Origin of the sequence: Aquabacter albus, from assembly GCF_040049275.1 — a bacterium.
In the GTDB taxonomy this organism is placed as follows: domain Bacteria; phylum Pseudomonadota; class Alphaproteobacteria; order Rhizobiales; family Xanthobacteraceae; genus Aquabacter.
Map to the genome: position 1 here is coordinate 41,389 of NZ_JBDZDT010000014.1, position 21,754 is coordinate 63,142.

Annotated in this window: 21 protein-coding genes and 1 pseudogene; 10 read left to right on the forward strand and 12 right to left on the reverse strand. The window is 59.0% G+C overall.

The genetic code is table 11. The features are described 5' to 3' along the window. Positions 1-30 precede the first annotated feature (30 nt). Positions 31-1,224 (reverse strand): GAF domain-containing sensor histidine kinase, encoded by a 1,194-nt coding sequence (locus tag ABLE91_RS26910; protein WP_348935632.1) that lies wholly within the window; start codon positions 1,222-1,224, stop codon positions 31-33. Positions 1,225-1,342: 118 nt separating this feature from the next. Between ABLE91_RS26910 and ABLE91_RS26915 the strand changes: the two genes are divergently transcribed. Further along, positions 1,343-3,418 carry an ATP-dependent helicase gene (locus ABLE91_RS26915; RefSeq protein ID WP_348935633.1) on the forward strand — a complete coding sequence of 692 codons (2,076 nt, stop codon included), beginning with the start codon at positions 1,343-1,345 and terminating at the stop codon, positions 3,416-3,418. A gap of 174 nt (positions 3,419-3,592) precedes the next feature. On the opposite strand, the gene ABLE91_RS26920 is transcribed toward ABLE91_RS26915, so the two are convergent. Beyond that, positions 3,593-3,943 carry a response regulator gene (locus tag ABLE91_RS26920; protein ID WP_348935634.1) on the reverse strand — a complete coding sequence of 117 codons (351 nt, stop codon included), beginning with the start codon at positions 3,941-3,943 and terminating at the stop codon, positions 3,593-3,595. Between the two features lie 1,153 nt (positions 3,944-5,096). Here ABLE91_RS26920 and ABLE91_RS26925 point away from each other — a divergent pair. Continuing rightward, the gene (locus tag ABLE91_RS26925) at positions 5,097-5,246 is read left to right on the forward strand and encodes a hypothetical protein (protein ID WP_348935635.1); all 150 of its coding nucleotides are present in this window, start codon (positions 5,097-5,099) and stop codon (positions 5,244-5,246) included. Between the two features lie 552 nt (positions 5,247-5,798). Here the strand turns inward: ABLE91_RS26925 and ABLE91_RS26930 are convergent. From ABLE91_RS26930 to ABLE91_RS26945, 4 genes are all read right to left on the reverse strand, one after another. Continuing rightward, entirely contained in the window at positions 5,799-6,743 is a 945-nt protein-coding gene (locus tag ABLE91_RS26930; protein WP_348935636.1) for a DUF3618 domain-containing protein, read from the reverse strand. Continuing rightward, positions 6,721-7,137, reverse strand: coding sequence for a phage holin family protein (locus tag ABLE91_RS26935; protein WP_348935637.1), 417 nt, complete (start codon positions 7,135-7,137; stop codon positions 6,721-6,723). Before ABLE91_RS26935 ends, ABLE91_RS26930 begins: the two co-directional genes overlap by 23 nt. Continuing rightward, positions 7,137-7,487: a hypothetical protein gene (locus ABLE91_RS26940; RefSeq protein ID WP_348935638.1), complete on the reverse strand. Its 351-nt coding sequence runs from the start codon at positions 7,485-7,487 to the stop codon at positions 7,137-7,139. The genes ABLE91_RS26935 and ABLE91_RS26940 overlap by 1 nt, the downstream gene beginning before the upstream one ends. A gap of 267 nt (positions 7,488-7,754) precedes the next feature. Then, positions 7,755-8,324, reverse strand: coding sequence for a DNA-3-methyladenine glycosylase (locus ABLE91_RS26945; RefSeq protein WP_348935639.1), 570 nt, complete (start codon positions 8,322-8,324; stop codon positions 7,755-7,757). 115 nt (positions 8,325-8,439) lie between these two features. On the opposite strand from ABLE91_RS26945, the gene ABLE91_RS26950 reads away from it, so the two are divergent. Beyond that, positions 8,440-9,393: an NAD(P)/FAD-dependent oxidoreductase gene (locus tag ABLE91_RS26950; RefSeq protein WP_348935640.1), complete on the forward strand. Its 954-nt coding sequence runs from the start codon at positions 8,440-8,442 to the stop codon at positions 9,391-9,393. Here the strand turns inward: ABLE91_RS26950 and ABLE91_RS26955 are convergent. From ABLE91_RS26955 to ABLE91_RS26965, 3 genes are all read right to left on the reverse strand, one after another. After that, complete coding sequence (locus ABLE91_RS26955) at positions 9,362-10,342, reverse strand: extracellular catalytic domain type 1 short-chain-length polyhydroxyalkanoate depolymerase (RefSeq protein ID WP_348935641.1); 981 nt, start codon at positions 10,340-10,342, stop codon at positions 9,362-9,364. The genes ABLE91_RS26950 and ABLE91_RS26955 overlap by 32 nt on opposite strands. Positions 10,343-10,503: 161 nt before the next feature. Then, the gene (locus tag ABLE91_RS26960; RefSeq protein ID WP_348935652.1) at positions 10,504-11,496 is read right to left on the reverse strand and encodes a fatty acid desaturase; all 993 of its coding nucleotides are present in this window, start codon (positions 11,494-11,496) and stop codon (positions 10,504-10,506) included. A 297-nt stretch (positions 11,497-11,793) separates the two neighbouring features. Then, complete coding sequence (locus ABLE91_RS26965) at positions 11,794-12,078, reverse strand: hypothetical protein (RefSeq protein WP_348935642.1); 285 nt, start codon at positions 12,076-12,078, stop codon at positions 11,794-11,796. Between the two features lie 174 nt (positions 12,079-12,252). Here ABLE91_RS26965 and ABLE91_RS26970 point away from each other — a divergent pair, with 174 nt between their 5' ends. Next, entirely contained in the window at positions 12,253-12,975 is a 723-nt protein-coding gene (locus tag ABLE91_RS26970; RefSeq protein ID WP_348935643.1) for a Crp/Fnr family transcriptional regulator, read from the forward strand. 66 nt (positions 12,976-13,041) lie between these two features. Here the strand turns inward: ABLE91_RS26970 and glf are convergent, their stop codons facing one another. Continuing rightward, positions 13,042-14,202: a UDP-galactopyranose mutase gene (gene glf, locus ABLE91_RS26975; protein ID WP_348935644.1), complete on the reverse strand. Its 1,161-nt coding sequence runs from the start codon at positions 14,200-14,202 to the stop codon at positions 13,042-13,044. A gap of 415 nt (positions 14,203-14,617) precedes the next feature. On the opposite strand from glf, the gene ABLE91_RS26980 reads away from it, so the two are divergent. From ABLE91_RS26980 to ABLE91_RS29000, 5 genes are all read left to right on the forward strand, one after another. Continuing rightward, positions 14,618-15,712, forward strand: a complete 1,095-nt coding sequence (locus ABLE91_RS26980; protein ID WP_348935645.1) for a glycosyltransferase — start codon at positions 14,618-14,620, stop codon at positions 15,710-15,712. A 92-nt stretch (positions 15,713-15,804) separates the two neighbouring features. Continuing rightward, positions 15,805-16,944, forward strand: a complete 1,140-nt coding sequence (locus ABLE91_RS26985; protein WP_348935646.1) for a beta-glucosidase — start codon at positions 15,805-15,807, stop codon at positions 16,942-16,944. 157 nt (positions 16,945-17,101) lie between these two features. Then, on the forward strand, positions 17,102-18,025 hold the full coding sequence (locus tag ABLE91_RS26990; RefSeq protein ID WP_348935647.1) for a manganese catalase family protein: 924 nt from the start codon (positions 17,102-17,104) through the stop codon (positions 18,023-18,025). A gap of 518 nt (positions 18,026-18,543) precedes the next feature. Next, on the forward strand, positions 18,544-18,738 hold the full coding sequence (locus ABLE91_RS26995; protein WP_348935648.1) for a CsbD family protein: 195 nt from the start codon (positions 18,544-18,546) through the stop codon (positions 18,736-18,738). Between the two features lie 192 nt (positions 18,739-18,930). Next, on the forward strand, positions 18,931-19,182 hold the full coding sequence (locus tag ABLE91_RS29000) for a DUF2934 domain-containing protein (RefSeq protein WP_510182009.1): 252 nt from the start codon (positions 18,931-18,933) through the stop codon (positions 19,180-19,182). Between the two features lie 560 nt (positions 19,183-19,742). On the opposite strand, the gene ABLE91_RS27000 is transcribed toward ABLE91_RS29000, so the two are convergent. Beyond that, positions 19,743-20,216, reverse strand: coding sequence for a hypothetical protein (locus ABLE91_RS27000; protein ID WP_348935649.1), 474 nt, complete (start codon positions 20,214-20,216; stop codon positions 19,743-19,745). Between the two features lie 367 nt (positions 20,217-20,583). On the opposite strand from ABLE91_RS27000, the pseudogene ABLE91_RS27005 reads away from it, so the two are divergent. Then, positions 20,584-21,633 (forward strand): annotated as a pseudogene (locus tag ABLE91_RS27005) (ATPase domain-containing protein); the annotation flags it as partial. Between the two features lie 25 nt (positions 21,634-21,658). Here the strand turns inward: ABLE91_RS27005 and ABLE91_RS27010 are convergent. Next, positions 21,659-21,754 (reverse strand): IS3 family transposase (locus tag ABLE91_RS27010; protein ID WP_348930610.1); only part of this gene is annotated, 96 nt, incomplete at its 5' end.

Consider the following 21,754-nt stretch of genomic DNA (forward strand, 5'->3'; position numbering starts at 1 on the left):
GACATTCCTTCCGAGGTGCCTGTCACGAACTTAGGTCATTGGAATTCGAAGAGTGAAGCGCGTTTCGGACGGCGAGGATGTGGCTGTCAACGTTCCGCCATGAGCCTTGGCGATCTCGGAGCAGATATAGAGTCCAAGGCCAAGGCCCTGCTTGCTCGCGCTTCGCCTCTCCCGAACGAAGGGCTTGAAGAGATCAGCCATGACTGCGGGCGAAATCTGTTCGCCAGCGTTCGTGACCGAGAGCTCGAACGTGCCCCCATTCGTGGCCGCCCATACGTCAATGGGTGACGCAGCAGAACCATGGATCAACGCGTTCGCGACCAGATTCGACAGAACCTGCTGCATGCGGGAGGGGTCGCACCGGACGGTATCGTGGATCGCAAACTTACTGACGATGCGGCGGTCGGGGTGAGCTGCCCGAGACTCCTCGATGACTGGCTCCAGCAGCTCGCCGAGCTCGATATCCGGCTGCTCGAAAACGGCGATGCCGCCTCCCAAGCGCCCGCGGGCGAAATCCATGACGTCGGAGATGAGGAGAGCCATTCGCCTCACGCTCCCCTGGACGGCATTCGTGATGGACCTGCTTTCCTCGTCGACGAGCTTCCTCGATAGCAGGCGGACTCCCGCATCAATGGAGGCGAGGGGGTTGCGCAGGTCATGCCCCAACACGGCGATGAATTGCTCCCGCAACTCGGAGCTCGTGCGCTCGTCAACGAGTGCTGCCTCCGTCCGATGGAAGCGCTCCTCGGCGTTGAGGTGATATCCGATCAGCTCTGCGAAGAGCTTGAACATGTTGACGATGGTCGGGTTGTTGAGCTTGCGCGGATGGGGATCGATCGCGCAGAGCGTGCCCCAGAATGTCCCGTCCGCCAGAATGATCGGCATCGAGATGTAGCTTTGAAAGCCGTATCTCAGCGGAGTGTGGTGCTGGCAGAATTCCTGATCTTCGGCGACATGGTCAATGATCACCGCCTCACGGCTCGCGCGAATCTCGTGGCAGATCGTCGATCTGACTTCCAGCTCCCCTCCGGGCGTCAGCCCAAATGAGATCCGGTCCCTGACATTGCAGGCGATCCACCTCTGCTCGGTCACCCTCGCGACCGCCGAGAAACCCATGCCTGTGGTCTCGCAGACTACGTCGAGAATTTGTGCAACCGCCGGGATGCGCGATATTGCATCAATGTCGGCCTGATAATCGTGGGGCACGGCCGCCGCCCTTTCCATCGTTGATCTCAGATTGATATCCTCCTGGCAGCGAGGCAGCAATCTGCCAGCGGCCATTGCGAACAAAACGGGAATCTGAGAACCTCCCGCCACCAATGCTTGGACGGGGATTGAATCGTTGGCCGCGACCGCTGCGTACCTTGACGCTCTCAATCCGGAGCAGCGGCGTGCAACGGAGCATGGGGTCTCGGGCGATCGGGCCTCAGCGACGACCCCACTCCTTATCATTGCTGGCGCGGGCTCAGGGAAGACCAACACCCTGGCCCACCGCGTGGCCCATCTTATCGTCAACGGTGCCGACCCGCGCAGGATCCTTTTGATGACCTTTTCGCGGCGCGCGGCCTCCGAGATGGCCCGCCGCGTCGAACGCATTTGCAACCGCGTCTTGAACGACAAGGGTGGGCTATCGGCCGACGCCCTCATGTGGGCTGGAACCTTCCATGGGATCGGCGCCCGCATCCTGCGGGACTATGCCGAGCAGATGGGACTCGACCCGGCTTTCACCATCCATGACCGCGAAGATTCTGCCGACCTGATGAACCTCGCCCGCCACGATCTCGGTTTCTCGAAGACCGAGAGCCGGTTTCCGGCGAAGGGCACGTGCCTGTCCATCTACTCCCGCGCCGTGAACGCTGAGATGCCGCTGGAGAATGTCCTCCGGCGCTCCTTCCCCTGGTGCGCGGGATGGCATGATGAGCTCCGCCAGCTCTTCGCGGGCTATGTGGAAGCCAAGCAGGCACAGAACGTTCTCGATTACGACGACCTGCTTCTCTACTGGTCCCAGCTCGTCACCGATCCCATTCTCGCCGAGGATATTGGCAGTCGGTTCGACCACGTCATGGTCGACGAATACCAGGACACGAACCGCCTTCAGTCGACGATTCTCCTTGCCCTGAAGCCCGACGGGAAGGGGCTGACCGTGGTCGGCGACGATGCCCAATCGATCTACGCGTTTCGCGCGGCCACGGTGCGCAACATCCTCGACTTTCCCGGCCAGTTCAGTCCTCCCGCCGAGGTCGTGACCCTGGAGCAGAACTATCGCTCGACACAGTCCATCCTCTCCGCAGCGAATGCTGTGATCGAGCTCGCGCCCGAGCGGTTCACCAAGAACCTCTGGACCGACCGCACGTCCGCCGAGCGGCCGCAACTCGTGACCGTCCGGGATGAGATGGATCAAGCAAGGTTCATCGCCGACCGGGTGCTCGAGAACCGGGAAGAAGGCGTTGCCCTGAAGCAGCAGGCAATCCTTTTCCGGACGTCCAGTCACAGCGGTCCCCTGGAGGTCGAGCTCACCCGCCGCAACATTCCTTTCGTGAAATTCGGCGGCCTCAAGTTCCTGGATGCGGCGCATGTGAAGGACCTGCTGGCGACCCTGCGGTTCGTCCAGAATCCGCTGGACCGCGTTGCGGGCTTCCGGGTCATGCAGTTGATTCCCGGCGTCGGCCCTGCATCCGCCCAGCGGGCGCTCGATGCCGCGGGCGCACACCCCAGCCCAATGGAAGCGCTGGCCGAAGCTCCACCGCCCGCGCGGGCGGGCGACCAGTGGACCGCCTTCATTGCCATGCTTCGCGAGGTGAGTGCCGACGACGTCGGATGGCCCGCCGAGATCGAAGCAGTGAGGCGGTGGTATGAGCCCCACCTCGAGCGAATTCACGAGGATGCCAGCACCCGGCTCGCCGATCTGATCCAACTCGAGCAGATTGCGTCAGGTTACCCGTCGCGCGAACGCTTCCTCACCGAACTGACGCTCGATCCCCCAGACGCAACGAGCGACCAGGCGGGCGTTCCGACACTCGACGAGGACTACCTGATCCTGTCCACGCTCCATTCGGCCAAGGGGCAGGAGTGGAAGACGACCTTCATCCTGAATGTCGTCGACGGTTGCATCCCGAGCGATCTCGGCGTCGGGCATGTGGACGAGATCGAGGAAGAGCGGCGGCTGCTCTATGTGGGAATGACGCGGGCGAGGGACCGCCTTCACCTCATGATCCCGCAACGCTTCTTCACCCACGGCCAGGCGGCGCAGGGGGACAGGCATGTCTATGCCTCCCGCACCCGCTTCATTCCGAAGACCCTGCTCGGGCATTTCGAGCAGGTGACGTGGCCCCTCGCCAGCCGGGAAACACAGGCCGAGGCGGCCGCCCGGAACGTCCGGATCGATGTGGGTGCCCGCATGCGAAGCATGTGGCGGTGATCGGAATATTCAGCCCATCGCATTGGTCAATCTAACGGCGTTCCCTCACGCGTCTGGAGATTCAAGATCAATGCAGCTCGCCCGAACGCCCGAGAAGCTTTCCAGGGACGTCGGGCCTCCGGAGGCGAAGGCGCGCTTCCGTAGGGACGTTCGGCTGCTTGGTTGTGCGGAGCATCAGGCAATGTCTGAAACGACAGCCTTCAGGTTCTCCAAGCTATAGGGCTTCATGAGAAGTCTGACCGATGGATCCGGCATGTTTCCAGCGATGTGATCCCTTCCGGTCGCGAAGATGACTCTCAATCCCTGCTTGCGGGACCGCAACTCGTCGGCGAGTTGGATGCCGGAGATGTCTGGCAGACCAACATCGGTCAGCAAGACGTCGATCATGTGCTGCTCGGCGACTGCGACAGCAGCCTTCTCGTCGCCAGCTTCGAAAACGACGTGGCCGAGTGCCTGAAGCATCTCCGCGGTGCTGCTTCGGATCAGGGGATCGCCCTCGCACACCAGGATGGTCAGCGTCCGCACGGGAGTTCCCGGCGTACCGGCGTTTACGAACGGCGTTGGAGTGAGGCCAGCCCTTCGCTGCGGAGCATTCGCGAGCACATGCCGGAGTTTTCTTGCCAGAGCCTCGCGTGTGTAGGGTTAGCAGGCTTTTGCGCTCCCTCGATCTGGATGTGAAGACCTTCCCCCGTGTCGATGAATTCCGCGCCGAGCTGGACGACACCGCGCCCGCATGTCTTCTACTGGATGCCCGGCATGTCCGGACGCGCTGACGTAGCCGCCATTCGGCGCTCTTACTCAGTCATACGCGAAGGCGGAGACAGGTTGGCGCTTTGTGCATCATCCCTTCAGCGTAAAATTTCTGGTTAATTATTTATAACTGAAAATATTATTTCAAGTTAATCTAATAATATATCCAGTTCACTGGAACGGATGCCGATTACCGGCGTTATAATATTTGGTCCCACTTATGTAGGGTCGAATATTTGTAGGAGCTGTGACTTTATGAAATACCTTAATGTGTCCTTATGCGGCGCCGCGTTTTTAGGCCTTATCGCAGGGGCGCCCGCAGCTTCGGCCTCTCCGCTATCTGCTGCGCCTTCTTTGCAGCATTCGATCGCCACGGGCATTTTCGGATCGGAGCAAGTGGCATGGCGCCGCGTATGCCGCCCCACAACCACATGGCGAAATGGTCATCGCATCATTGTGCAGCGATGCACTAATGTGCGTGTTGGTGGTGGTCCGGGATACCGCGGTGGCATGGGAGGCCCTGCTCCCGGTCCGGGCTGGGGCCGCTGAACGCGGCTAAACGGATCGTCGGGCTTCAGATCTCAATCGACCTCGTCGCGCGGACGGGCTGACTGCTCCGCCCGCGGGCGACGATGTGGAAAGACAATGAAGCGTCGCCATTGGACATCGGAGCCATACCGTCGAGGAATCAAAATGTCCGAAAGTCCATCGTCCGAAGCGGATCCGCGGGAGCTCTCGTCTCCAGGCCCGAACGAGGCATCGGGCCGATATTGCGACTCTAACGTCGCGCTGCGCTGTTCGACGAGCGTTCGCGGCACGGCACGGTAGCTTCGGTCACCATTCTGCACATCGCCTATTCGGATCAGGTTCGAGAGATAAGCGCAAGGCCTTCGACTTCTCGCCGGAGTCGGCCGCGGCAAGATGGCGGATGGGCCGCGCTGACCTGGGCAACGCCCTGGACGATCTTGCCTCCGGCAGGATCAAGGTCGGCGAGCCGGGCATGGCGGTCTATGCGCTTTCCAGCCATGGAGAACAACTCCAGGAAGTCCACTGGAGCCTTCCACCAGCCCTGGCTTGAGGGACTACCGCTTCGCTCCCCAGAGAACCCGGCCTCACCGGCAAAACGCCGGCGTGATGGGAGAGGAGCCGGAACAGCTGGTGTTGTATGGGGTTCCCTTCAGGAAGGATTGACACCATGCAACACAAATCAGCGCCGCCCCAGTTGAGGGCAAACATCGATGCGGGGACGACCAGGGATAAGGTCGCCTTTCCTGACCATGCCGCCGCACCTCTCGGTACCGACGATGAAGCCGCAGGCGAAACCCCACAAGGACTAAGCAAAGGTATACATGGTGCGCCCGTGTCTACCGAATGGAGCAAGACCCCTGGAGAAGAAGATCACCGGGCGCCTGTTAATGCTCTGCCCAACGTCCGAACTTGGGCGGTAATATTCGGTGGATTGGTTGTTCTGCTGGTGGCGCTCGCTACAGCCTCCTGGATGTATGACGGTCGTCTTTGATTGCACCTGTCAGCCTTCCCGCAAGTGGCCGGCATGATGATCTACGCCCGCATAGAAATGCGGGCGCAGCAGTCTTCATAGGTCGTTCTGTGGGCGGCCCGATCCTTAGCGTCAATGCACGGGATCCTGACGCCTCTGGCCGTCGGTCAGTTCGGGAGACGGTGGTAAAGCGGCCTCACCATTCTCGTTCTTTTCCAGCGCTTCAGCCGTTTGATCGGCAGGAGCAGCGAGGCCCTGCTTCTGCGCCTCGTCCATCGCGGCAGTCAGGGCGCTTTCGGCCACCGCGGTAGCTTTGTCCATGGCGCCTCCTGCTGCGTCCGCCAGATGCGTTTTGGCGTCCTCTGCTGCCTCTCCCATGGCATTGTTTTCTGTATCCGTATTGGGCAGGAGGGCACCCAACCCAGCCCCGATGGCGAGACCAAGCCCCGCCAGAACAAGCGGCTGCTCTTTGCAGAAGGCCATGAATCGTTGACTGACTGACGCCGTGCTGGATGCAAGATTCTGCGATACGCGGGCAGCCTGCTGCGCGGTGTCCGACACGGCGTCAGTCACGTCGTAATATGTCCGCCGAGCCGTATCTCGACCCTGCTCCGCGCCATCTTTCAGATATCCGCCAGCGGCCGAGAGCGATCCGCCGACCGCCTGGGCTCCATTGCGCACACCGGCAGCGGCGGTGCTCGCGAGACTGGATGCTTTGTCCGCCGTCGAACTGGCCTTGCTTTCGACCCCGCCCCAGTCCGGCGGGGAGACCCGGTCTCGGGCTTCGGCGGCTTTGCTGTCCCGTGTAGCGATATCGTGGTGGCTAGATGGACCTTTGCTGGCAGCAAACATCATCCACGCCATGCCGGCGCCCATCAGCACCAGGGGAACAGGATTGGCCATGGCTTGAGAGCGCAAATTGCCAGCAAACTCGCCGGCCGCTCCCGTCCTTGTATAGTCCATCACCTCGTCAAGAATCTGCCCGACGCTCATCCGCGTCCGCAGCTGATCCAGTGTGCCGGTGAGTTCGCCGCGGGCGAACTCCGCTTCTTGCTCAAGTTGGTCGGTGTGCGTCATGGCTGGGCCTCATCTGTTCCTGGGCGACACGGGCGTCCTGCTGAAGCTGGTGAATGGTCTTGTCGGGCATCACTTGTTCCACCCGGAGGCGGGATGCTCCGACGAGAAGGAACAGGAGCCCGATGACGAGCACGAGACCGCCGAGCAAGGCACCGCCCGTTACCGGATCGATCCCCTGGCGGGTCATGAGTTCTATGGCGGTCTGCATGAGGATCACGAGCGCCGGGATCAGCAGGACTGCGCCGCCGACGAGAAAGGACAAGCCGTTGGCCGCCTTCGCGATGTTTCCGGAAATCTCAGCCCGTGCGAGCCGCCCCTCCTTGCTGAGCAACGTGGTGAACTGCCCGCAGGCATCAAGCATCAAGCTCGGGATGGATCTTGCGTCGGTCTGCATCACGGCCTCCCCAGCTCACGGGCCGGGGCGGGTGCGGAACTCTTCAGAAACCGCGTGAGGGCGAAGCCAGCGACAACGGCGCCGCCAAAGAGAACAAGGGGACGACCCCGTGTGAGGTTCTCCATGTCGCCGAGCAATTGCTCTACGCTGCGCCCCTTCAAAGCGGCGGCGGCGCGCTCAAGCTGTTCGGCGGCGCTATCAATATAGGAGGCGCCCATGGGCATCTCTTCTTCGAGGGAACGGGCGGCTCCTCGGATTGCGTCCGCGAAGCCATCAATCCGCTCGGCGCCCTGCTCTTTCTTCTCATCGGCGAATTGATGCGCTTGTTGCTTCAGGCTTGATGAATCCATGGCCGCGCTCCGGCTACAGGTGAAATTTAGAGGCATTTTCCACCTAGAAAACGAACAACAAGAGTGAACGTTCCGTCACGACGAAATCTAATGGGCAGCGCCTAGCTTACGAATAAGCTCTATCATTTTCATGGAGGTATTGGGAGATTAGAAGCTTAGCAGGGCTTGGGCGCCGCAATATGCCGTCTGGGTCAACCCCCAGTTTGGCTCGCCTACGGGGAGCGGTAATTAAAATAATTATGTCTTACAATCTGAGTAATCAGATGATTATATTGTGATACTATAGAATATCTGTGCCGATGTCTTGCCGAAGGATCGACTCAAATAAGGGGAGCCATTCAATCCAAAACGCCAGGGCTGCTCCCTAGCTTTGGTGATACCGATGCGAGGGCCAACGACGATCTCCGGCTTCTCAGCGCGATCCCTGAACTCGAATGGTGATCGGTCGAGCGGAAGGCCGTCGTGGACGCCCGATATCCCCAGCGCTTGGGTGAGGCGCCCCGGTCCGCTGCAAAGATCGATGGATGTGCCGCGACGAGCCTGCATGAGCTCGGCGCCGAATTCCGGAGCGAGGGCGCGTACAAGTACGGCACCGTGCTCCTCGGCAACGACATTGAAGCACCAATGCAGGCCGTAGGACCGATAGACATAGGCATGGCCGGAGGCGCCGAACATGGAGCCATTGGTTTTCATCTGTCCTCGGAAACTGTGTGAAGCGGCATCGTCCCGCAGATAGGCCTCAACCTCCACGATTGTCCCACCGACACCATCGACAAGCAGCGTCATTCCGATCAGGCGCGGCGCCAGTTCCAGCGCATTCCCCGCAAACAGCCCCATTTCCGCGGCGCCTCCTCGTCGTGAATGTAACCAAACGGGCGCTTCGGCGTTTCGCTCAAGTGCCGCCGTAGCATTTACCTCAATAATTGCCGCGACCAGTCAGGATTTTAGAGTGATGGACCTGGACACGACAAATGACGACGGTGTTTTCGACTGCCTGATCATCGGTGGCGGCGTGGCCGGACTGACAGCTGCGACCTATCTCGGGAGGTTTCGCCGTCGGACTATCGTTATCGATGCCGGAGAAAGCCGTGCGAAGTGGATTCCCGTCACCCGCAACTGTCCCGGCTTTCCGGATGGGGTCACCGGACCCTACCTGCTCGAGCGACTGCGGCAGCAGGCCGTAAAGTATGGTGCGGTGCTTCTCGATGACACGGTGCACGATCTTTGCCGGGCCGAAAATGCATTTACGGCAATCGCGTCATTTCCCATCCGGGCGCGCTCCGTGGTGATGGCGACGGGCATCGTCGATGCGCTTCCCGACAGTCCGGACGTGCCGGCAATGCTCAAGGCTGGCACCCTGCGGCTCTGCCCGATATGCGACGGCTACGAGGTGATCGATAAGCGTGTGGCCGTGATGGGGACCCTTGAGGCCGCGGCAAAGAAGGCACTGTCCATGCGAACCTACAGCCGCGATGTCACCGTGCTCGCGACGGACGCAGCAACTGACCCTGACTTGCGCACCCAGCTTACGAATGCCGGGATTCAGCTGGCAGTCTGCGCAACAGATCCGATCCGACCAGATGGCACAAGGGCAAGCGTCACGCTGGCCAACGGCAGGACGCTCACGTTCGATACAATTTACCCGGCGATGGGATGCACGATCCGGTCAACACTCGCCATAGGGTTGGGGGCGGAGTGCGACGACGCCGGCAACCTCATTGTGGATTCACACCAGCGCACCGCCATCCCCGGCCTCTATGCTGCCGGTGATGTCGTCAACGAGATCAACCAGATCGCTGTGGCATTCGGACATGCCGCTATCGCTGCAAGCGACATCCATAACTTCCTCCAGGCAAGCGACAGGGCTGAGATGATCAGCCCTGCAGCGCGCATTCCAGCGCTCTAGAGGCGTCATGATCAGGCGTGATCTCGGGAATTGCGAGGGTCGTCCCCTGGCAAATTCCCCAGAATTGTGAGATCTGCCTCGTCGATGAAATGCCGATGTCGAGCATATAATCACCGGCCGCTTCGCCCCCCTGTCCCGAGGCAACGTCCAACGGAGCACCATGCCCCATATCGGGGATGATAAACTGCTCGATCAATTCGCGGCCGTCCCCGTTGCACCAGACGCGGCGCGTAAAACCGGACACTTCGTCCGTTCGGGTCGGAGATCGGCAAAGGTCGTGAGCCGTCTGCCATTGCCTGACGATGGCGTCAGCATTTGAAGGGGAGACGACCCTGTCGTGGCTGCCTTGCCATACCGATATGCTGGGGCGTCCCTCGGGGTGATTTTTCGGCATTTTCAATGGCTTGTCCAAGTAGGCCTCCCATGGGAGTTCCCACCCTTGCATGAGCCAGTATGCACCGAGCAGCGTGTTCGCTCGGCCATATGGGAGGCCGGCAATAATCGCCGCACCTGCAAAAACGTCTGGATAAACGGCGAGGATTGCGGAGGTCATCGCGCCTCCAGCGGAGAGGCCAGTAATATAGATCTTCGATAGATCAACGGCGTTCTCTAATGAGACTTTTTGGATCATCTGCCGGATGGATTTCGCTTCGAAATCGCCCTGATCTAAGTCAGCCATCCGAAACCAATTGAAGGCAAGTGTGCGATTGTTGGATTTTTGCTGTTCCGGGAACAGGACAATGAAGCGATACTCTTCGGCTAGTTCAGACCATCCGGATCCGCGATTATAGCTCTCTGCAGTCTGATCGCAGCCATGGAGGACGACCACAAGCGGGGAGTCTTTCTCCAGACCGGTCGGGATGTAAATATAGGAACCCAGACAACCTGGATTTGATCCAAAGTCGACGAGTTCTGTAAGCTGTTTAGTTTCGTTCTGTATGTGTAACATATGGTCCTACGCTTCTATAAAACCTTTGTAGTAACGCATAGAATCCCATAATGTTGCATCGCACAATAATATTATAATGACTAAACGCGCCCATGACGATCAGCTGGCACTGCGGTCGGAAGGCCGTGATACATCCAAAGAGGGGCCCGCAAACCTCCCAGTTATTTTGACGGAATATTCGCTGCATGATCTGCGCTTTCAAACCCCACAAGCCGCCGGCTTTCTTCATCCCACAAGGTCAACCTGACACAGCTAAAGCTTTGCCACAGAGTCAGGCGCCCGATGTCCCGAAGTTCGGGATGGTCGCGGAGGACTTCCGGCAAGCGGTAGAAGGGAATGCGACTGCAGAGGTGGTGCACGTGGTGCATACCGATATTGGCGGTGAACCAACGCAGGGGCGCCGGCAGGTCATAGTGCGAGCTGCCATGCAGGGCGGCTTCGTGAAAGCTCCAGCTGTCATCGCCCGCCCAATGCGTTCCCTCGAACTGGTGCTGGACGTAGAAGAGCCAGACCCCCGCGGCGGCGGCGAGCGCTACGATGGGTAAATGGACCAGGATGAACGACCAGAATCCGACCATATAGATGATTGCGGCGGCCACCAGCGTCACGGCGAGATTGGTGGCCATTGTGCTGGTCCAAGGTCGCCATCCCCCACGCAGGGCGCCGAGGGGCAGCCTGCTTTGCAGCAGGAACACATAGATCGGGCCCAGGCCGAACATCACCAAGGGGTGCCGATACATGCGGTAGCGGGCGCGGCCCCAACGCGTCAAGGCGCGATACTCCCGGACCGTCAGTGTGTCGATGTCGCCTATGCCACGATGATCGAGATTGCCCGAGCTGGAATGGTGGACCGCGTGACTGCGCTTCCAATGATCGTAGGGCGTCAGGGTCAGAATGCCGACGATACGGCCCGTCCAGTCATTGCTATGCCGGCTCGGAAAGAAAGAGCCATGCCCACAATCGTGCTGGATCATGAAAAGGCGAACCAGAAGACCAGCCGCCGGCAACAGCACGGCACCGTAAAGCCAAACCTGGTCAAGCTTCAGGGCAGCCAGCATCAGGCCCCATGCAAGGGCGAAGGGAAACAGAGTGACGATAAGTTCGAAGGTGCTGCGTCGGAATGAGCATTGCCGATAATGGGCCAGTTTCCGCATCCAAGCGATGGCATCGAGGTGTGAAGCTGCGGCCGGTTTCGACGACGTTGCATTTGGCAGGGACTCGTGAGTGCGCATTATTGGACCGGATCCTGAAGCAAGACAGAGCCGCTAGCGAGGGCGCTCGACTAGACCTCGCTATGGAGACATGGCGGCGGCAGGAGGGAGAAAGTGTTTTCTCGCCGTGGATCAAATGTATCCGATTAAGTAATACCTGCGTACAACATGGGTTATAAAGTTGTATATAAATAATACTGCTAAGCTTTGCGATTCATCGTGAGCGCAAGCAGGCACGCATCAGCGTGCTACATCGTGCATCAGGCTTGCGCTGATCGATTTGAGAAGAGTAAGCGACTTCTCCATCGTGGCGGGTGAGTCACCAAGATCTGCACCAATTTCCGCCTTCACCTCTGTCGCGACACCCACGATCTCGACTGCGTCCTCCGCACTGATCAGTGCACGCGCAATCAAGGCATGAATCAGACTCTCCACCAGCAGCAACGCGGCTTGGCCGTGAGCGTCGGGTTCTGATCGCTGAGCGGCAGCGCGGGCGGGATCCTTGTTGGAGATTCCCTCGGCCATGGGCGTAGCTCCATTCAGGCGAGAGCGCTTCGTCTCTCAGCCGCCGGAGCCTGAAAACGGGCCGACGATGGTTGGAGCTTAGCACGGCGTGTGAGCCCTGCTATCATCCATATCAACATTCTACTATAACTTTAAACAATATTAAAAAATATTGCCGCATGAGAGTGTGGCGAGATGGACAACCGCTTCATCGAGAAGCTCGCTGGCTTTGGTCAGTTGGGCGAGGATGACATCGCAGCATTGGGAGCGGCAACCTCCCGGCCGCAACAGGTTGCGGCTCGGCGCGACCTGATCCGGGAAGGCGACCGTCCTGGCCCTGTTTTCGTTATCCTCGAAGGATGGGCCTATCGTTATAAGATCTTGCCGAGCGGCACGCGGCAAGTGCTGGCATTCCTAATGCCGGGCGATTGCTGCGACCATCATGTGGGTCTGCTCGCGGAGATGGACCACAGCATTCAGACCATCACGCCCGCTCTTGTCGCGACCATCGATCGGGCTGAGATGGACCTGCTGATGGACAATCGCCGAGCGATAGCAAAAGCGATCTATGTGGCGCAGCTCATCGATGAGGGCACGATGCGCGCGTGGATCACAAGCATGGGACGTCGCACGAGCATTGAGCGCGTCGCACATCTGATGTGCGAGCTGTATCTCAGGGCTCGCAACATCGGACTGACACACGAACCCAGGCTCACGCTCCCGTTGTCTCAGCTGTTGATCGCGGACTCGCTGGGAATGACCCCGGTCCATCTGAACCGCGTCCTGAAGGAGCTGCGCTTAGGCGGAGCCATGACCTTGCAACGTGGATGTCTGCTCATCGATGATCCGGCCAGGCTGGTGCAGATTGCCGGCTTTGACGAGAATTACCTGCATCGGCGACTGCGGCACGCTGCCTGACACCGCTTTGACGCTCGAACTCGGTACCAATGACCTGGGTGCTCTCCGCCCACGTGCTATCGGCGGTCAATTGATCACCGGGTCGTTGGCAGGTGGGCTGCTCGCATGGAGGTCGTGGCCGGCCAAGCGTGGGACTGACAAGCTGATTTTGCGATACGTTGCGAGCGCCTGTCCGACGACCTGATCCATATTGTAATAGCGGTAGGTCGCCAATCGCCCGACGAACCAAACATTGGGAGTATTTCGCGCAAGCTCTTCATAGAGCTGGTAGCGCGCCTGATTTTCCGCTCGTGGAACAGGGTAGTAAGGATCGCCGCTCGCGCTTGGATATTCAAATGTCAGGGCCGTCATCGGATGTTCTTGTCCGGTGAGGTGCTTGTATTCTGTCACACGCGTGTAGTCTTCCGTCTGCGGGAAGTTTACGACTCCTACTGGCTGATACCATTCGCAGGCGCGTGTGACATGCTCGAATTGCAGCGATCTGTAGGGTAGCGGTCCAAAGCAGCTTCCGAAATATTCATCGATCTGCCCCGTGTATATTATTCGATCATATTCTACAATGCTAGAGATATCAGCATAGTCAGTGTCTAGCATAACGGTGATATTCGGATGGTCGAGCATCCGCCCGAACAAGCACGTATAGCCGTTCTTGGGCATGACTTGATATGTATCTGTAAAATAACGATCATCGGTATTAACACGCGTCGGCACGCGTGCAGTAACGGATTTGTCGAGTTCGCTGGGATCCAGGCCCCATTGCTTTCGTGTGTAACCGCGGAATATTTTCTCGTAGAGCTCTCGTCCGATTTTACTGATAACAACGTCTTCGGATGTTTGAATGGAGGGCCGTGCCTCTGCTCGCAAAGCCAGCCAATCTTCCGCTTCAGCGTCCGTCTTCAAATCACACCCGTATAGCAGGTTTATCGTCGTGCGATTTATCGGGACAGGAACCCGTTGTCCGTCCACCTCAGCAAGAACGCGATGGCTGTATTCACGCCACTCCGTAAATCGGGAGAGATAACGGAATATCTCAGCGCTGTTGGTGTGGAAGATGTGCGGGCCGTACTTGTGAACGAGAAGGCCGGCGTCATTATAGTAATCATAAGCGTTGCCTCCAATGTGAGGCCTGCGATCGATGACAAGGACACGGTCTCCACGTTCGACGGCGAGCCGCTCCGCCAGCACGCTGCCTGCAAATCCCGCTCCGACAATCAGCCAATCGAACATGAAGAGTTCCTCAGTCGCCAGAGGGAGAGCCCAATGAAGCGCGCGGTATATGCTATAAGAGAAAGCAAGTCGGAAGGTGATTGGATTCCGATGTTATGTTCGAGGCTAAAGCCCGGGGATATTATAATTGTTCCCGAAAGGAATAATCATAATTAAACAATTTCATTAACATAGGTAATGTACGGATGCTGCCGTTCATGTGTCATATTCAGCGGCGGGGCTCTCTTCTCCAGATGTAAATATCCGGAAAAGAGGCCAAATTGAAGCGAGCTGTGCAAGGGAGCAACGAGTCCTGCCCGGCTCACGCTTGGATGTGAGTAAAATGACACTTCATCGTAGCATTGCGGCCCTACCGGATTTAATCTGCTTCTCACATCTAAGGTGGGATTTCGTTTATCAGCGGCCGCAGCATCTGATGTCTCGAGCCGTAAAATACTTTCAGGTCTTCTTCATTGAAGAGCCCGTGTTTCGACAAGCGGAGGGCGCGCACCTGGAGATTAAGGTGACAGACGAGGGCGTCACGGTGGTGGTGCCGGTCCTTGATGAGGCTTGCGACAGATCCGAGGCCGTCAGCCACGTGCGTGACCTCCTGGAAACGCTTTTGGAAGATCGCGATTCACTGGGCCGCGTCCTCTGGTATTATACGGCCCAGGCGGTATGCATCAGTCGAGATCTTGCCGCTGATGTGGTCGTGTATGACAACATGGACGAGCTATCCGCGTTCCTGGGGGCCTCTCCGGAATTGATCACCTTGGAGGAGGAGCTATTTGCCCGTGCTGACCTGGTCTTCACCGGCGGGATGAGCCTCTACGAGGCCAAGCGTCATCGACATGCGAACATCCATCCCTTTCCTTCAAGCATCGATGCGCCTCATTTCTCCACGGCCCGGCTTGGATTGACTGCACCGGACGATCAGCGATTGATCCCTCATCCGCGCATCGGTTTCTTTGGCGTGATCGACGAGAGAATGGATGTCGATCTGGTCTCGCAAGTGGCGGATCTCAGGCCTGACTGGCATTTCGTCATGATTGGCCCGGTCGTGAAAATTGAACCGGCGGATCTACCGCGGCGCCCGAATATTCATTGGCTCGGCATGAAGCGCTATGCGGAGCTTCCGGAGTATCTTTCGGGATGGGACTGCGGCTTCATGCCATTCGCACAGAACGCCGCAACGCGCTTCATAAGCCCGACAAAAACCCCGGAATTTCTGGCTGCCGGCCTCCGCGTCGTCTCGACGCCAATTCCGGATGTCGTTGCCCCGTACGGCGAGAGGGGGCTTGTCCAGATTGCCCGCAACGCCGCTGAAGTCGTGGCGTCAATCCATAGCCTGCTTCCATCACAAAGATCCGGGGCCGGTTCTACGAAGTGGGCGCGGGCCGTGGATCAGCATCTGGCACTCAGCTCCTGGGATAAGACCTGGGCGGCCATGAATGCGCAGATCAATGCGATAACCGATGAAACCGAGACTGCGGCGATACCTGTGCCTGCTCTCGGTTTTGCTTTGCAGTGAGTGAGGAGGGGCTCTTCGCGTCTTCTTTGGGCAACGGAGCAGGTCGCAAGTGCGCAAGCCTTGATGCTCGCCCGGCAGCACGTGGGGAGCACATGGATTTTGCAAGCTACTTCATGGGCGGCTTTGAATGCTCGACACATCGAAAATTGGACGGGACGCAACTCGACATGCTTTGCGCCACGCACCATGACGCATTGGCGGAGCGTGATTATCGGCAGCTCCGCGCGCTTGGCATGTCAACCATACGCGATGGCGTGAGGTGGCATCTCATAGAGCGGGAGCCGGGCATCTACGATTGGAGCAGCTTCCTCCCGATGCTCCAGGCGGCGGCGCGTGCCGAAGTGCAGGTTATCTGGGATTTATGCCATTACGGCTGGCCATCCAGCATCGATATCTGGTCCGCGGAATTCGTGCGTCGCTTCGGTGCTTTCGCGCGCGAGCTGGCGCGCCTCGTGCAGTCGGAAACCAAAGAGCCGCCGTGGTTCTGCCCCGTGAACGAGATGTCCTTCTGGTCCTGGGCTGGCGGCGAAGTCGCCCACATGGCGCCGGCGGGCGTCTTACGAGGCCGTGAACTCAAACGCCAGTTGGTTCGGGCATCGCTTGCTGCGCGCGCCGAGATTTTGTCGGTCATACCCACGGCGCGCTTCCTCCATGCTGAGCCCCTTATCCACGTCGCGGGTGGAACCGAGACAGAAGCCGACATGGCCGAAGCGGAGGCGTTCCGGCTCTCCCAGTACGAGGCATGCGATATGCTCGACGGCCGCCTCGAACCGGAGCTGGGGGGCCATCCGGATGTCCTGGATGTGGTTGGCGTCAACTTCTATCCCCATAACGAGTGGGCGATTGGCACCGGAGCGATCCCCCTTGGAAACCATGGCTATCGCGCCTTGAGCGACATGCTCGCTGAAGTGTATTGGCGTTATGGGAAGAGCCTCGTCATCGCCGAGACGGGAGCGGAGGGAGGCGCGCGTGCCGCCTGGCTGCATTATGTTTGCGACGAAGTCGCAATCGCCTCCCGGGTGGGCGTGCCGATCCTTGGGATTTGCCTCTATCCCATCACCGCCTATCCCGGCTGGGAAAACGGCCGCTCCTGTCCCGTGGGAATACTGGGAGCTGTGGACTCTCAAGGGTATCGGCCCATCTACACACCGCTCGCCCAAGAGCTGCGCCGCCAACAGGGGGCGATGCGCTTAAGTACTGCTTCTGAGCCGGATGCCTCATCCAATTGGTGAGTCGATGGTCAGCTATTTCTGACAAAAAATTAGATGAGTGCAAGATCGTCCCCCCGTCTATGACCTGTCTGGCCCAAGGTTGCTTAGATTATATTTTGCAACTCACGGAACGCATCAGGTGCGGGTGTGTTGACTTCGGTCCACCGGAGAATTTGCCATGTTTTTAAGAGTAGACAAGCTCCAGATTGAGCTTCCAGCTCCTTCTGAGCAAGACCCGAATGCAGCTGCGGCTCTGCAGGAACTTCTCGGCGGAAAATACGGAGAAATGTCAACGCTGGGAAACTACCTGTTCCAGAGCTTCAACTTTCGAAGTAAGCAGAAACTTCGCTCTTTCTATAGTCTCGTGGCGTGCATTACCGCCGAAGAACTTGGGCATGTCGAGCTGGTGAGCAATGGCGTGGCCATGCTGAACAATGGCCCCGACAGCGATATGGATGAACTGCCCGGTGGTGACATCTCCGGCGCGCCCTTTGAGGGCATGAGTGACATCCGGCTCGCAGCCTCATTCTTCTCCAACGCGGGCGGTGCCACGCCCGTGAACAGCAACGGGGCATCGTGGAATAACGACTTCATCACAACCACCGGGAACGTGATCTTCGACCTGCTACATAACTTCCATCTGGAATGCGGCGCGCGACTGCACAAGCTGAGAGTCTACGAGTCCCTGACAGATCCCACTGGGCGGGAGGTGTGTGGCTATTTGCTAGTGCGCGGCTCCGTTCACGCGCATGCCTACGCTCTGGCGCTGAAGAAACTTACCGGAGTCGAGATCGAAAAGATGCTGCCGGTCCCCAACATCCCGCTTGGGAATATTCCGGAGTGTCAGAAGTATCTGGAGGAGGGATCCCATCGTCGGCTCTACACTTTCAGTCCGGACGATTACCGGGAAATTTCCGGCATCTGGGGCAGGGGAGAGATGGCTTTGCCGGATGATCCGCCCGGTGAGCTTACGGTCGTCGAAGGCATGCCCGATGGCGGCAAGATCCACCAGTTAACGGGCGTCCCATCGGCGTTCACACCGGATTACGCCCCAGAAGAAATGCTCGAGATCGCCGCAAGGCTTTATAAAGCGTCGCGGTAGTCGCTGAAGGAAGTGGGCCTTCGCCGAGGTGGAGGCCCACACGCATCGATCGCTCAAACGAGCCGTCTGGCACGCGCAAGAACCTTGTCCTTCGCTCCCCGGAGCGGCGGTCCACGCGGGGGCCGCGGGTAAGTGGGACCGTAAAGGAAGCGATCGGGCAGTGGTGAGCGCTAAGTAAAAGCCCGCTGTCGTGGGCGACGGCGGGTGGTCCCAGGCGGAACATCGAGGTGCAGGATACGTTGTTCTCGCGCATGGCTTTGAGGTCGCGACATGAACCGAATTCATCGTTTTGAACAGCGCCGGATATCTGAAGACGCGTTGGTGCGGATGCGCCGCTCGGCGGAAAAGCGCAGAGGACTCCTGTTCATGGGCCATCTCACGGAGCCGCAGATTTCGAAGGGGCGCCAAGATGCCTTCCTTCGCCCGCCAGGCATGATGGTTGAGGCCACTGCCTTATAAGCCGGAACCTAATCATGCAGGGCGGGTTGGACGAGGGGGCCACATAAGGACATTCTCCCATGGGCAGCACCAACGACAAGATCAAAGGCTCAACAAACGAAGTTATCGGCAACGCCAAGCAGGGTGTTGGCAAGGCTGTCGGCAATGATCGCATGGAAGCCGAGGGCAAGATGCAGGAAGTGAAGGGTGAGGGGCAAAAGGCCATGGGCAAGGCTAAGGAAGCCGTGAAGGATACGGTAAACCGCAAGCTCTGACCGCTCGCTCTGGATCAGTCGAAGGCCGCCTGCGGGCGGCCTTTTTGCATGGGCCGAACGAAACACTAGATGTTGGGATGCCTACCGCTCCGTGGTGAAGCGGGGTGCCTCCCGGCGACGAACGAAAGCCGGGGGCGGAGCGTTGTCTCCGCATAAGGCAATCGGCCTTACCTGCCTTGATGGGGACTACGAATGGTCAGAGACAAAGAAGCAGACCTCGATGATGCTCTCGAAAACTCATTCCCTGCGAGCGATCCTCCGGCGGCGACCAATCCCAGCAGATTTACAGGTCCGGAAGTGGCCCATGAGGCGCATACGGGCACTGCAGTAGATGCCCGTATCCGGCAGAAGGCATACGAGCTTTGGATTGCGGAAGGCCGGCCCGAAGGGCGCGCGGAGGCGCATTGGAAAAACGCATCCGAAATCGTCGCGGCGGAAGGATAGAGGCAAAGAGGCCGCGCCGGCGTAGCATTGCTGACGCCGGGGTGGGCCTGCCTCCTGGATGATGATCGTGGAAGGCGTTTGCTCCGGTGGCGCACGACGCAACATGCGGAAGAGCGGTCAGCGGACGAGGGAGGGAGGCCATGGTAAAGACAGCGCCTATCCGGATGATCGGTACCAGAACTGGATCGACCAAGTCGATCCACCGAGGGAGAAGCTCAAAGCTCTCGCCGGCGCTGTCGACCACGCGCGGCATTATCAGGGCGGAGGAACCACCGGCGAAGTCGGAGGTGATCGCCCGGCGGAGGTGTCCGCTACTCCGCTGGGGCCTATCGATGGCCGCGGACCACATCCCCGGTGAAAATCCCGAGGATCGCGGCGAATCCCATTGAAACGACGACCTGATCTATCCAATTCAGCTCGCCCGTCCCCTCACGTGTTTTAAGACATTGCGTGACGCTGGCCGGCTTCTGTCCGGGAGATAACCAACATGGTCCAATTACCCCCACTTCAGCTCGCGGGGACAGAAATAAGCGCTATTATCTGCCACATTTCTCGAACGACTACTTCCCGGTGTGGGCGTCTTGGCCCTCTCTGCTGAGAGTGAAGTTCGCCGTCGTGACGGTCGGGCCACCGGGCTCTACGGCATCGCGGACGGTGAAACTGAAATTTCCCTGGCCGGTATTGCGGATAATCATGGTCGCGTCACTGTCGCCGTTAACTGGCTTGGGCCACTTCACGGCCAGCACGAGCGCATCGCCCGCCCGCATGCCATTCAGCGCCGCTGGAGGATCACCCCCGGTGATGTAGACGCCGCTGTAGCGATTGGAGCGCGGATCGTACTTGAGATCGGCCGACAGATCGCGACTGAGAACCAGTGCGCTACACTTGCCGCCGAGCGAAAGGGTATGCGGGCTGGAATTGCCATTGGCTACGCAGTCGAGCGGGACGCTGGGTGCCTTGGCCGTCGGTTTCATGGAGCCGCCGCCGGTCCACTTTCCCTCGAAGCGCGAGAGGAAGTTTGCCTCGTCCGCCATGGCGGAGACCGAAGACGTGAGAATAGTAGTCATGAGAAGCGCCGCAGCGAGCGGCGCCCATATGCGTATACGCATGGTTCGCCTCCGGAAGAATTTTGATTGTAGTGCTGCACTGAACCAACGCGCCTAGTCTGGCCCTGTTCCTTAATGTGTCTAATATGCTTCAGCGGGTCAGCGGCTCCTCTTTCATCTGGGTGCCTCGATAAGCTTCTCGAACGCCTTCGGGCACGTACGGCTAGTCCCAGTGGGGAAAAGTGCCTTCTCGCGCTTAGCCTTCCCCCAAGCTTTGCCGTAAGATTTTCAAAGGAAAGAATGGCAACTCCTGCTATCAGGTGAAGCGAACCTGATGCGGTTGAAAGAGATTTCGATGAACGAGCGAACGAGCGATCTGACAGATCGTGATGCCGACGCGGAAGCTGCTAAAATTTCAACCGGTAGCGGGGGCTTGGACGACGTTCTAGGTGGTGGCTTTGATCCCGAACGTATGTACCTCTACGAAGGGCGTCCCGGCTCGGGGAAGACAACGCTCGCGCTGCAGTTTCTGCTTGAAGGTGTGCGGCGCGGAGAAAGAGCGCTCTACATTACGCTTTCGGAGACGGAACGCGAACTGCGCCTTGTCGCCAAGCGTCACGGATGGTCCCTGGACGGCATTAGCGTGTTTGAACTCGTTCCGCCCGAAACCAGCCTGGATCCGAGCCAGGAACTCACCGTCCTCCACCCGGCCGAGATGGAGTTGAGCGAGACGAGCCGACTTATCTTCGACAAGGTGGAAGGGCTGAATCCCAATCGTATCGTCATTGACAGTCTCTCTGAGCTGCGTCTCCTGGCCCAAAGTCCATTGCGCTATCGGCGGCAGATTTTGGCCCTGAAGCACTTCTTCTCCGGTCGCCAATCCACTGTCGTCCTGCTCGATGACCTGACCGCACATCAGAACGATCTCCAGCTTCATTCAATTGCACATGGAGTGGTGCTGCTGGAGCAATTGGCGATCGACTATGGTGCGGAACGCCGCCGGATGCGCGTGGTCAAGATGCGCGGCATCCCTTTCAAGGGCGGCTTTCATGATTTCACCATCGAGCGCGGGGGACTGGAGATTTACCCGCGCTTGGTGGCTGCGGAGCATCATAAGGAGTTCGAGGGCGACTTTGTCGCGAGTGGCAACGCGGAACTCGATGCCCTGTTGGGCGGTGGATTGGAACGTGGAACTAATGCGCTTCTGATCGGAGCGGCCGGGGTCGGCAAATCATCCATCGCGATCACCTACGCGATCGCAGCCGCTGAGCGTGGTGAACGGGCAATCATCTTTGCGTTCGATGAAGGCAAAGGCACGATCAATGCCCGCGCCAAGACGCTTGGCCTCGGGTTGGAGGCTGCGCTTGCGAGTGGAGCAATTCGCATCGAACAGATCGACCTGGCCTGCCGCCGGTTTTGTGGACACCAGGTTAAGCTAATTTAGCTCGCTCCTCGAACTCGATCGGGCTCAGATAGCCTAGCGTCGAGTGCCTGCGTCGGCGATTGTAGAAGCGCTCGATGTAGTC